12 protein-coding genes are annotated in these 12504 nt (G+C 43.6%); 8 read left to right on the forward strand and 4 right to left on the reverse strand.

Going from position 1 to position 12504, the window contains the following annotated elements; all coding sequences use genetic code 11:
- Positions 1–12: 12 nt before the first annotated feature.
- Positions 13–1395: a histidine--tRNA ligase gene (hisS, locus tag G7092_RS21050; protein ID WP_166092154.1), complete on the forward strand. Its 1383-nt coding sequence runs from the start codon at positions 13–15 to the stop codon at positions 1393–1395.
- 240 nt (positions 1396–1635) lie between these two features.
- On the opposite strand, the gene porX is transcribed toward hisS, so the two are convergent.
- Positions 1636–3189: a T9SS response regulator signal transducer PorX gene (gene porX, locus G7092_RS21055; protein WP_166092156.1), complete on the reverse strand. Its 1554-nt coding sequence runs from the start codon at positions 3187–3189 to the stop codon at positions 1636–1638.
- Positions 3190–3434: 245 nt separating this feature from the next.
- Here porX and G7092_RS21060 point away from each other — a divergent pair, with 245 nt between their 5' ends.
- The 6 genes from G7092_RS21060 to efp all read left to right on the forward strand — a co-directional run bounded on the left by G7092_RS21060 (position 3435) and on the right by efp (position 9615).
- Entirely contained in the window at positions 3435–4661 is a 1227-nt protein-coding gene (locus G7092_RS21060) for an HD domain-containing protein (RefSeq protein WP_166092158.1), read from the forward strand.
- A 182-nt stretch (positions 4662–4843) separates the two neighbouring features.
- Positions 4844–5887: a UDP-3-O-(3-hydroxymyristoyl)glucosamine N-acyltransferase gene (gene lpxD / locus G7092_RS21065; protein ID WP_166092161.1), complete on the forward strand. Its 1044-nt coding sequence runs from the start codon at positions 4844–4846 to the stop codon at positions 5885–5887.
- Positions 5888–5981: 94 nt separating this feature from the next.
- Positions 5982–7391 (forward strand): bifunctional UDP-3-O-[3-hydroxymyristoyl] N-acetylglucosamine deacetylase/3-hydroxyacyl-ACP dehydratase, encoded by a 1410-nt coding sequence (locus G7092_RS21070; protein ID WP_166092163.1) that lies wholly within the window; start codon positions 5982–5984, stop codon positions 7389–7391.
- Positions 7388–8173, forward strand: coding sequence for an acyl-ACP--UDP-N-acetylglucosamine O-acyltransferase (gene lpxA, locus G7092_RS21075; protein ID WP_076371333.1), 786 nt, complete (start codon positions 7388–7390; stop codon positions 8171–8173). Before G7092_RS21070 ends, lpxA begins: the two co-directional genes overlap by 4 nt.
- 120 nt (positions 8174–8293) lie before the next feature.
- Entirely contained in the window at positions 8294–8914 is a 621-nt protein-coding gene (locus tag G7092_RS21080) for an ABC transporter ATP-binding protein (protein WP_166092166.1), read from the forward strand.
- Positions 8915–9051: 137 nt separating this feature from the next.
- Positions 9052–9615: an elongation factor P gene (efp, locus tag G7092_RS21085; protein WP_166092168.1), complete on the forward strand. Its 564-nt coding sequence runs from the start codon at positions 9052–9054 to the stop codon at positions 9613–9615.
- Positions 9616–9838: 223 nt separating this feature from the next.
- Here the strand turns inward: efp and G7092_RS21090 are convergent, their stop codons facing one another.
- The 3 genes from G7092_RS21090 to G7092_RS21100 all read right to left on the reverse strand — a co-directional run bounded on the left by G7092_RS21090 (position 9839) and on the right by G7092_RS21100 (position 11912).
- The gene (locus G7092_RS21090; protein WP_166092170.1) at positions 9839–10606 is read right to left on the reverse strand and encodes an exodeoxyribonuclease III; all 768 of its coding nucleotides are present in this window, start codon (positions 10604–10606) and stop codon (positions 9839–9841) included.
- Between the two features lie 135 nt (positions 10607–10741).
- Positions 10742–11440 (reverse strand): peptidylprolyl isomerase, encoded by a 699-nt coding sequence (locus tag G7092_RS21095; RefSeq protein ID WP_166092172.1) that lies wholly within the window; start codon positions 11438–11440, stop codon positions 10742–10744.
- A 124-nt stretch (positions 11441–11564) separates the two neighbouring features.
- Positions 11565–11912 (reverse strand): hypothetical protein, encoded by a 348-nt coding sequence (locus G7092_RS21100; protein ID WP_166092174.1) that lies wholly within the window; start codon positions 11910–11912, stop codon positions 11565–11567.
- Positions 11913–12147: 235 nt separating this feature from the next.
- Between G7092_RS21100 and G7092_RS21105 the strand changes: the two genes are divergently transcribed.
- Entirely contained in the window at positions 12148–12477 is a 330-nt protein-coding gene (locus tag G7092_RS21105; RefSeq protein ID WP_166092177.1) for a hypothetical protein, read from the forward strand.
- Positions 12478–12504 lie beyond the last annotated feature (27 nt).

The raw sequence follows: 12504 nt of genomic DNA on the forward strand, positions 1-12504 counted from the left end.
TACATTTGCCGCATGGCATCCATCAAACCATCCGTACCCAAAGGCACCCGCGATTTTTCACCAACCGAAATGGTGAAACGTAATTATATTTTTGATACCATTAAAAGCGTGTTCCGTAAATACGGCTATCAGCAGATAGAAACGCCGACTATGGAAAACTCATCAACCTTATTGGGTAAATACGGTGAAGAGGGTGATAAGCTCATCTTCAAGATCCTGAATAGTGGGGATTATCTGGCCAAGGTAAATCCCGAAAAACTAACATCGCTTAATTCAAACGCGGTAGCTTCGGACATCTCCGAAAAAGCCCTCCGTTATGACCTTACCGTGCCATTTGCTCGCTACGTAGTACAGCACCAGAACGAGATCACTTTCCCGTTCAAGCGTTTCCAGGTGCAGCCGGTTTGGCGTGCCGACAGACCGCAGCGCGGCCGTTACCGTGAATTTTACCAATGCGATGCTGACGTGGTAGGTTCTGATTCTTTATTGAATGAGGCGGAGTTTGTGATGATCTACGACGAAGCTTTGAGCAAGTTGGGTTTGAAAGATTTCAGCATTAAAATTAATAATAGAAAAATTCTATCAGGCATCGCGCAAATTATAGATAAAGCTGATAATATCATTGATTTAACTGTAGCCATAGATAAACTGGATAAGATCGGACTGGATGGGGTGATCAAAGAATTACTGGAACGCGGCTTTACCGAGGCTGATATCGACAAAATAAAGCCGGTTATTTTATTGGAGGGATCCAATGCCGAAAAGTTGCAAAGCCTGCGCCAGGCCCTGGCTTCATCAGAAGTTGGATTAAAGGGATGCGACGAAATTGAAACGGTATTTAGCTATATCGAAAAGTGCCCGCTGCAAACCGCTAAACTGGAACTGGACATTACTCTGGCCCGCGGACTAAACTATTATACCGGCGCCATATTCGAAGTAAAAACCAATGAAGTGGCCATGGGCAGCATCGGTGGTGGCGGTCGCTATGATGATCTGACGGGTATGTTTGGCCTTAAAGGGTTAACCGGTGTAGGTATATCTTTTGGTGCCGACCGTATTTATGATGTGCTGGAAGAATTGAACTTATTCCCGGCTGCATCCAATCAAAGCACGCAGGTATTGATCTGTAATTTCGATAAAGAAGGCGAGTTATATGGCCTGCCCCTGTTGCAACAATTGCGTCGGCAAAATATCAATGCCGAGCTTTACCCTGCCGGTGCCAAGATCAAAAAACAAATGGAATACGCTAATAATAAAAATATTCCCTATACGGTAGTGATCGGCAGTGAAGAGATACAAAGCGGTTTGCTGGCTTTCAAAAACATGGAAACCGGTGAGCAGGAGAAATTGAGTGCTGAGGATATCGTGAAAAGGGTGAGCCCCCTAGCCCGCTAAAGGGGGAACTCTAAGCCTGTTGCTTTGCAGTTACGGTACTTGTTAGATTTACTATGCCATTGCGAGCGTAGCGCGACAATCTCATCACAAGTAGATGTACGCGAGGAGATTGCCACGTCGTTCCTCCTCGCAATGACATGATGAGTATTATAGAATAAAACAAAAAGGCCATCACTTTCAAATAGTGATGGCCTTTATATTTTTCAAAAGTTCCCCCTTTAGGGGGCTAGGGGGCTTCTATTATTTCGGCCCGTAAGTAACCACCGGGATGATCATCTCTTCCAATGAAATACCACCGTGTTGGAAAGTTTCATTATAAAAATTCACAAAGTGATTATAGTTGTTCGGGTATACAAAATAGCTGTCTTCCTTGGCAAATACAAAGCTCGAACTTAGGTGCAGCTTAGGCAACATGGCATCGTGCGGATTGCGAATATGGAATACTTCCTTGGCATTATAATTCAGGTTTTTGCCTTGTTTATAACGCAGGTTGGTATTGGTATTACGATCGCCCACAATTTTGCTTGGGTTTTTAACACGGATGGTACCATGATCGGTAGTGATCACTACGCGAACCTGTTTTTGGGCCAGAAATTTCAACAGATCAAACAGTGGAGAGTGCTCAAACCAGGACAGAGTTAATGAACGGTAAGCGGCATCGTCGCTGGCCAGTTCGCGGATCATCTGCATGTCGGTACGAGCGTGGGATAGCATATCCACAAAGTTATACACCACCACATTCAGCTCATTGTTCATGAGATTGCTTACCGATTCATTCAGTGCACGGCCCTCGTCAATATTTAATATTTTATGGTAAGAGTATTTACACTCTTTACGCAGTACACGTTTCAGGTGGTCGGCAATAAATTCCGATTCATATAAATTTTTACCTCCTTCATCCTCGTCATTCTGCCACATGGTTGGGTAACGTTTTTCCATCTCCAAAGGCATCAGGCCCGAGAATATGGAGTTACGGGCGTATTGCGTAGCGGTAGGCAAAATACTGTAATAAGTATCCTCCTCTTCCATCCTGAAGTACTCAGATATAATTGGGTTGATCACCTTAAACTGATCATACCTCAGGTTATCTATCAGGATAAAGAACAGCGGGCCATTACCATCCAGTTTTGGGAATACCTTCTTTTTAAATAACTGCGGCGAACTGGTTGGCGCAAATTCCGGGTTCTTGATCCAGTTTAAATAATTACGTTCCACAAACTTGCAGAATTGTACGTTGGCTTCGGCTTTTTGCAGGGTCAATATCTCATGCATGCCGGCATCTTCCAGTTTTTCCAGCTCCAGCTCCCAGTATATGAGCTTTTTATAAACATCAACCCATTCCTGGTGGCTCAGGTTATCGTTAAGCGTCATACCCAGCGTACGGAAATCCATCTGGTAAGCCATGGTTGTTTTTTCGGTAACCAGGCGTTTGTTTTCAGTCAGCTTTTTAATGGTGAGCAAAATTTGCTTGGGATGCACCGGTTTAATCAGGTAATCATCAATCTTGGAACCGATGGCATCTTCCATCAGGTATTCTTCCTCGTTCTTGGTGATCAGCACAATCGGTACATCATTGTTCAGGTTTTTGATCTGTTGCAGGGTTTCCAGACCGGTTAAGCCCGGCATATTTTCGTCCAGGAAAACCAGGTCGAAATAGTGCTGTTTAAAAGCATCAACGGCGTCGTTGCCATTGGTTACGGTAGTTACTTTGTATCCCTTTTCGTTCAGAAAAAGTATATGTGGCTTTAAAAGGTCAATTTCATCATCGGCCCATAAAATGGTGGTGTCTTGCATAGTATATGTAGATTAAAAAAGCTGTCTGAATCAGGATTAACAGGATTTAAAGATTTGCTGAATTAAGCAGTTAAGTTAATGATACTTTTATTCTGTTAATTCATAAATTCAGAAAATTCTGATTCAGTCATTAAACCTCAAAGGGACTGATTTGTTGTTAATAAGTAAAGGTATTAACAAAAATTAACAAACATCATGCGCTTATTTTACCTTTGTTTTACATTTTTGCATCGTAAAGAACCAAGTTGAATAAAAAGAAAATTATAAACGATCCTGTTTATGGCTTTATCAGCATCCCTACCGAGCTGGTATTTGACCTCATCGAACACCCCTATTTTCAGCGGTTAAGATATATTAAGCAGTTGGGCATGACGCACCTGGTTTACCCGGGAGCCTTACATACCCGTTTTCATCACGCGCTGGGCGCTATGCATCTGATGGCTATGGCCATTGAAACGCTGCGCAACAAGGGGCACCACATTAATCACCAAGAAGAAGAAGCTTTAACCATAGCTATATTATTGCATGATATTGGTCATGGGCCGTTCTCGCACGCGCTGGAGCGTACCATTATAGCCGGTGTTGCGCATGAAGATATATCGGCCATGCTGATGAACAAACTAAACGAGCAGTTTGGCGGTGGTTTAACTATGGCTATTGATATATTTAACGATACTTATCCCCGCCGGTTTTTGCATCAGCTGGTATCGAGCCAGCTGGATATGGACAGGCTGGATTACCTGAATCGTGATAGTTTTTTTACAGGAGTATCTGAGGGGGTGATCAGTTCAGACCGCATCATCAAGATGCTGAACGTAAAGGACGATCATGTGGTAGTAGAAGCCAAGGGGATTTATTCTATCGAAAAGTTTTTGATTGCACGCAGGCTCATGTACTGGCAGGTTTACTTGCATAAAACGGTAATTTCGGGCGAAGAGTTATTGGTAAAAGTATTCAAGCGCGGGCGCGAGTTGATATTACAGGGCGAAGATCTGTTTGCCACACCGGCGCTGAAGCATTTTATCCAGAGTAAGATCAGCCGGGAGGTTTTTAAGCAGGAGGATCATCACCTGGAAATTTTTGCGAGTTTGGATGATGCCGATATTATGTCGGCGGTAAAGGTTTGGGCAAACCACCCGGATTTTTTACTGTCAACCTTGGCTAAAAATCTGGTTCAGCGGAATCTTTATCATGTAGATATCACCAATGAAGAACCGGATGCTGCATTTGTTGCCGAGCTAACCAAAAAGGCAATGAAGAAATATAATATCAGCGAGCAGGATGCCTCCTATTTTGTTTTTACCACCTCTATACGTAACAATGCTTATACGGCGGGTGATGGTAATATAGGTATCCTGATGAAAAATGGAGAGGTGTATGATATAACCAAGGCCAGCGATAACTCCAACCTGGAAGCGCTGATTAAAACGGTTAAAAAACATATTACCTGTTATAGTAAAGATTTGTTGTAAGGGTAAATGACGGGCAAGGTGTCATACAGATATAGTAATAGGTTGCTGGTTTTGAGTAATGAATTTTGTAAATAGATGCCTTGAAAATGAAGAATTTATTAAGAGAGACCTCAAAACGGATAACTCACTACTAACAACTAATTAATAATTTGCTGCTTTAATTTTAACATTTAAATTTGTCGATGCAATTTAGTGCCCAGGAAATAAGTTTATTGCTCAACGGAACTGTTGAAGGTGATGCTTTTGTGAAGGTTGATAAGTTGGCTAAGATAGAAGACGGCGATGCCGGAAGTCTGACGTTTCTGGCCAATCCAAAATACGAACAGTTTTTATATACCACCAACGCTTCGGTGGTTATCATCAATCAGGATCAGCAGCTTACAGCGCCTGTAAAGGCCACTTTAATACGCGTTGAAAATGCTTACAGCGCGTTCACCGTTCTGCTTGAACAATATAACACGCTAAAATTGAACAAAAAAGGCATTGAAGAGCCTTGCTTTATACACCCCACAGCTCAGGTTGGCGCCGACCCTTATATAGGTGCTTTCGCCTACATTGGTAGCAATGTAAAAGTTGGGGATAATTGCAAAATATATCCAAATGTTAACATTGGCGATAATGTGACTATCGGCAATAATGTTACCTTGTTTTCTGGCGCCACCATTTATTTTGATTGTGTAATTGGTAATAACGTTACCATACATGCAGGAGCCGTAATTGGCAGCGATGGTTTTGGTTTTGCCCCCAACCCCGACGGTACTTACACCAAGATCGCACAGATTGGCAATGTAGTTATCGGGGATGATGTGGAGGTTGGAGCCAATACCGCTATTGATAGGGCCACTATGGGCTCAACCGTTATAGGCAAAGGGGTGAAGATTGATAACCTGGTGCAAATAGCGCACAATGTTGAGGTAGACGCGCATACGGTTATTGCCGGGCAGGCGGGTATATCAGGTAGTACTAAGATTGGTAAAAACGCTGTTATAGGCGGCCAGGTGGGTATTGCCGGCCACTTGAATATTGCTAATGGCTCACAGCTATCGGCACAAACGGGTATCAATAGTTCTATTACTGAAGAGGGCAAGGTTTGGGGCGGTACGCCTTATATGCCTTATAAAGATTATCTTCGCGCGCATTCCAAACTAAGGAAACTACCTGAGCTGGACCGTAAGGTATACGAACTTGAAAAATTAATTGAAGAACTGAGAAAGGAAGGTCATTAGTTCACTGGTTCATTGGGTCATTGGATTTACCAGTGAGTTAATGAACTATCTACCAATGAACAATTGAACTAATGAACAACTGAACGTTGCAAATATGAATGTAAAACAAAGAACTATTAAAGCGCCGGTATCGGTTTCGGGTACAGGCTTACACACTGGTCAGCGTGTAACCATGACCTTTAACCCGGCGGCAGAAAACCATGGCTATAAATTCAGAAGAATTGACATGCCGGGTGCGCCGATTATTGATGCCGATGTGGATAATGTGACCGATACTTCACGCGGTACCACCATTTCACAGAACGGAGCTACCGTAAACACGGTTGAACATGTGCTGGCGGCGCTGGTGGGTATGGAGATAGATAATGTGCTGATAGACATGGATGGTCCCGAAACCCCTATCATGGACGGCAGCTCCATACAGTTTGTAGATGTGATCATGGAAACCGGCTTGGTTGAACAGGATGCCGACCGTGAATACTACCACATACCTTATAATATACATTACTCCGAAGCCGACCGTAAAGTAGAGATGGTGGCAATGCCGCTTGATGATTACCGCTTTACCTGTATGGTCGACTATAACTCACAGGTATTGGGTAGCCAGCATGCCAGTATATCAACCATTGCCGAATTTAAAAAGGAAATAGCCTCTTGCCGTACCTTTTGCTTTTTGCATGAACTGGAAATGTTGCTAAAGCACGACCTAATTAAAGGCGGCGATTTGAACAACGCCATTGTAGTGGTGGATAAAGAGGTGGATGAAGACGAACTGGCGCACCTGGCCAAACTATTTAACCGTAAGGATATTAAAGTAGCGCCTCAGGGAATTTTAAATAACATTGAACTCCGCCATCAGAATGAGCCAGCAAGGCACAAACTGCTGGATATGATAGGCGATCTGGCCCTGGTTGGTGTTCCGCTGAAGGGACATATCATGGCCGCAAGACCTGGGCATGCCGCTAACGTAGCTTTTGCTAAAAAGATAAAAGCGCTTATCAAAAAAGAAAAAAGCCGCAAACATGTAAAAGTGTATGATCCTAATATGACGCCGGTATATGATACCGTGCAAATCATGAAAATATTGCCTCACAGGCAGCCTATGCTCATGGTTGATAAAATATTGGAATTATCAAAAAGCCATGTGGTAGGATTAAAGAATGTAACTATGAACGAAGATCTGTTCATGGGGCACTTCCCCGGTTCGCCGCTTTTCCCGGGTGTATTGCAGATAGAGGCTATGGCACAAACCGGAGGCATTCTGGTATTGAATACCGTGCCTGATCCAGAGAATTATATTACTCTTTTCCTGAAAATAGAGAACGCCCGCTTTAAAGATAAGGTTGTACCTGGCGATACCATCATATTCCATTGCAGCCTGGTAGCTCCTATCAGACGTGGGATTGCCCAAATGAAAGGTATTGGTATGGTTGGCTCACGTATTGTGGTAGAAGCCGAACTGATGGCGCAAATTGTAAAAGTTAATAAATCTAACGAAGCATGATCCAACCCTTAGCATACATACACCCGCAGGCCAAAATAGCCGACAACGTGGTGATAGAGCCTTTTGTGACCATCCATAAGGATGTGGAAATTGGCGAAGGTACCTGGATCGGCTCCAACTCCGTAATTATGGATGGTGCCCGCATCGGTAAAAACTGCCGCATATTTCCTGGCGCGGTAGTATCTGCCCCACCGCAGGATCTGAAATATAAAGGCGAGCAAAGTACGGTATCCATTGGTGACAACACGACCATACGCGAGTGTGTTACCCTTAACCGCGGTACCGCGCTGGACAAAAACACCACTACTATTGGCAGTAATTGCTTGCTGATGGCCTATGTACACGTAGCGCACGATTGTGTTATCGGCGATAATGTGATTATTGCCAACTCGGTACAATTAGCCGGGCACATCAATATTTATGATTATGCTTTTGTGGGTGGTTCATCAGCTGTGCACCAGTTTGTAGAGATCGGCGCGCATAGCATGATATCTGGCGGATCGCTGGTGCGTAAGGACGTTCCTCCGTTTACCAAGGCAGGTCGCGAGCCTTTATCCTACGTAGGTATCAACTCCGTTGGTTTACGCCGCAGAGGCTTTTCGGCAGCAACTATTAACGAGATCCAGGAGATCTACAGGATCATATTCCTTAAAAAATATAATGTGAGCAAAGCCCTTGATATTATCGAGGCCGAGTTTACCCCAAGCATTGAACGCGACGAGATCATTAACTTTTTGCAAAACTCGCAAAGAGGTATCATGAAGGGCTTCGGGAATACGTGATAGTTCATGGTTAATGGTTCATAGTAAGAAGAATTGCATTGAGTATAAATCAGGGGATTTTCTATGAACTATGAACTATCAACCATAAGCCTTCTTATGAACCATTATCTATAAGCTAAAATGAACATCACCCTTCAAAACATTGGCCGCAGATTTAACCGCGACTGGATTTTCAGAGGGGTTGATTATACTTTTAAAAGCGGTGGCGCTTATGCTATTTTAGGGCCAAATGGTTCGGGCAAATCAACCCTGCTGCAGGTTTTAAATGCCAGTCTTACACCTTCCGCGGGTACTATCAACTATACGTTTCAGGGTAAACCAATTGAGGCAACAGAGGTATTTACCCACTTGAGTCTTGCCGCGCCCTACCTGGAACTGATAGAAGAGTTTACGCTCACAGAGATGGTCGATTTTCATTTTAAGTTTAAACAATACAAACCAGGTATCGATAAAAAGGAACTGATAGGTTTGTTAAGCTTAGCCAAAAGCGAAAACAAGCTGATCAGGTATTTTTCATCGGGTATGAAACAACGGCTGAAGCTGATACTGGCCTTTTGTGCCGATACACCTATCCTCATGCTCGACGAGCCTACCTCCAATCTGGATATCCAGGGAGTAGATTGGTACCTGGGCCTGGTAGAACAGTTTGCACACAATCGCCTTACCATCATCTGTTCCAACCAGGAGCATGAATACAGCTTTTGTAAAGAACACCTGAGCATTTCGGATTATAAGGTATAGAGATATGAGATGTTAGATATGAGATTTGAGACGGGTGATTATCAAATATTTACTCGCCTGTTTTTATAAAAAAATCTCAAATCTCATATCTGACATCTCAAATCTAATCCCTAATTTTGCGGCCTCAATATTTTTTTATGGCTAAAGCATCAGATGTTAAAAATGGAAATGTGCTTCGCTTTAACGGCGAATTAGTGCAGGTTGAAGAGTTTTTACACCGTACACCAGGCAACTTACGGGCATTTTACCAGGCCCGTATGCGTAACGTAAAATCAGGCAAATTGGTTGAATACCGTTTCCGTACCGACGAAGAGGTAGATATTGCCCGTGTTGAAACAAGTGATTATCAATATTTATATGACGAGGGTGAAGCATTGGTAGTGATGGATAATACTACTTATGATCAGCACAGCATCCCCAAAAAATTATTTGGTCCTGCGGTTAAGTTTTTAAAAGAAGGTATGAACGTGATTGTGGCCTTTGAAAGCGAAGAACCGATCATGGGCTCTATTCCTGGTTCAGCCGAGCTGGAAATCACCTACACCGAACCAGCTGTTAAAGGCGATACCTCAAGCGGCGCGCTAAAAAATGCTACCGTTGAAACCGGTGCCGAGATCCGTGTTCCTTTATTCATTAACATTGGCGATAAAGTAAAGGTGGATACTGCTACAGGTACTTACGTAGAGCGTGTGAAAGCATAAAGCAGAGCCCCCTAGCCCCCTGAAGGGGGAACTTTTGAATTGCATATTACATTTTCATTATAAAAGAAAGAGGCGCCATTTGGCGCCTCTTTCTTTTTTATATACCACTTGTCATCCTGAGCGATAGCGAAGGATCTTCTTCGAGAGGCATATCTGCAAATAGATTCTTCGCTATCGCTCAGAATGACAACTTATTTTTGGCCCCCTTCAGGAGCCCGGGAGCCTAAAACTCCAGTTCCAGCAACACCGGGCAATGATCAGAGTGCTTAGCTTCGGGCAAAATGGCGGCACGTTTAATGTTGGCTTCCAGTTCGGTGCTGGCCATAGCATAATCAATGCGCCAACCTAAGTTTTTACCTCTTGCACCAGCTCTGAAGCTCCACCAGGTATAGTTATGTGGTTCTTTGTTCAGGTGACGGAAAGTATCGATAAATCCGCCTTCAATAAACTTCTCCATCCATTCGCGTTCTTCGGGCAAAAAGCCGGAGGAGTTGGCGTTTGATTTGGGGTTGTGGATATCAATCGGTCGGTGGCAGATATTATAATCGCCGCATACCACCAGTTTGGGATATTGGCTTTTGAGCAGCGTAAGGTATTTGCCAAATTCATCTAAGAAGCGATATTTAAACACCTGGCGCTCATCGCCACTCGATCCCGAGGGAAAGTAAACGCTCATGACAGATACTTCGTCAAAATCAATACGGATACAACGGCCCTCACGGTCAAAATCGGGGATACCGCAACCGTATTCAATATGTTTTGGTGTTTGCTTGCTAAAAATGGCGGTACCGCTGTAACCCTTCTTTTCGGCCGGGAACCAGTAGTGTTTGTACCCCAGCTGATCTACCAGGCCAAGATCGGTCAATACATCAGGCGTAGCTTTAATTTCCTGCAGGCAAACCACATCGGCATCAGTAGCCTGTAACCAGGCCAGCCAGTTTTTGTTGATAGCCGAGCGGATACCATTAACGTTATAGGTAATTATTTTCATGCCCCCTAACCCCCTAAAGGGGGAATTTTTGTTTTTAGGTTTTACTTGTGATTAATTGTATGCAATATTAAATATATCAGGTAGTATTTTTTGCTTCTGATCCAATTTTACGCCCTGGTGATAAGCACTCCCCCTTCAGGGGGCCGGGGGGCTTAGAATTTTATCCAATTGGCTGCATTCTTTTTTGCTGAGCACTTCTATGGTCATGGGTACATCTGTTAACGGCCGGTCACATTCATCTTTTTTTACCGCAGCAATGCGGTCGACCATATCAAGGCCCGAAACCACTTCACCATAAACGGTATAATTTTGGTCGAGATGCGGTACCCCTCCTACAGATTTGTACCATTCCCTTTGCCATGCTGGTATCTTACGGCCTTTCAAGCGGGTTTTCTCCAGCGTATCCAGCTTGCCATCGGTAAAACGCTTGCCTTCTGTGATATAGAACTGACACCCGCTTGATGCTTTTTGTGGATTTTCGTCGCGTGCCGCAGCCAGTACGCCCCGCTTGTGGAACAGGCTATCCCTGAACTCGGCAGGTACGGTGTAACCCACATCCCCATCGCCCAGTTCCAACCCGGGTATCGCCTTTTTAGAATCAGGATCGCCGCCCTGGATCATAAAGTTCTGTATCACCCGGTGAAATAAAGTACCGTTATAAAACCCTTTTTTGGCTAGCTTGATAAAATTATCACGATGCAGTGGAGTTTCATTATACAGGCGGATAATACAATCGCCATAACTGGTTCTGATGCGCACGTATTGGTTTTTGGGTGGCCCGGCAAAAGCCGCGACACTTAGCAGAAGTAGGGTTATAGTAAAGAGTTTCTTCATGTTTTATCATTTATAAGATATGTCATTGCGAGCGCAGCGTGGCAATCTCCTCGCGTTTATACTCATGAGGAGATTGCTTCGTCGTTCCTCCTCGCAATGACATGAGATCATGTGTTCTATCTAGTTAATTCCCCTCCAGTTCCTCAAAATAATTGATCATCAGCGATTTGAGGATCATCTCCTGCTCCAGTAAGGTATAATTAGGTATCACTTTAACTCTTTTCCAATGCGGCCAGCCATCCTGGTCAAGGCCTTCCAGTTCATAAAAACCCAGCATACTAAAAAGGCGGCAGTTGGCAATATGCATCAGCTCTTCCTTTTGGCGCTTGCTGAATTTGCGTGGGCCCTGACCAAGTTCCTGCACGCCAATTAAAAACAGCATCACTTTCAGATCGGGTTTTTCGTTATCAAAATCCTGGGCAATACGTTGCTGCAGCGCATCCCATTTCACATTAATTTCGGCAGGTGTCATGGCGGTAAAGATAAGAATAGTTCATAGTTGATGGTTCATAGATCATAGTAAAAGAGCAACAGCAAATAGTATGCATGAGTTTAGAAGATCAATGAGCTATAACTTCTTACCATGAACTATTATCTATGAACCATAAACCACATTGTGTGCGATTATCATTAATGTTACAATGTTGCATTATTTTTAACATTTTATTAACTACTTTTGCATAGTCTTTGTAAAAAGACATATAAGGGTGAAAAAAAACAAGTTACATATCCTATACTCCTGGCTATTGCTCATTTGCTTTATAGCCGGGCAATATGTTGTTTATACTCACCAGCACCTGCTTGCCAAAACAACCGGAACGGTTTATGCCGCCCATCACCATCAGCCGCAACAACAAACCGTTAAGGAAAAATGTTACCTGTGCGATGCCATGCATCACCAGGCTGCCGTTATTGACCAGGCATTTTATTTAGTACCCCAAATAGCTACCCTGCATTTTTTTAAAGCCAGCGACTATAATTTTGTGAGCATAGCGCTTGTTCTGGCTGCTGGCCGTGCCCCGCCGGTACTTTCATAATATTAGTTTTTTCGTGCAACATAGCAC

This window comes from Mucilaginibacter inviolabilis (assembly GCF_011089895.1).
Taxonomy (GTDB): domain Bacteria; phylum Bacteroidota; class Bacteroidia; order Sphingobacteriales; family Sphingobacteriaceae; genus Mucilaginibacter; species Mucilaginibacter inviolabilis.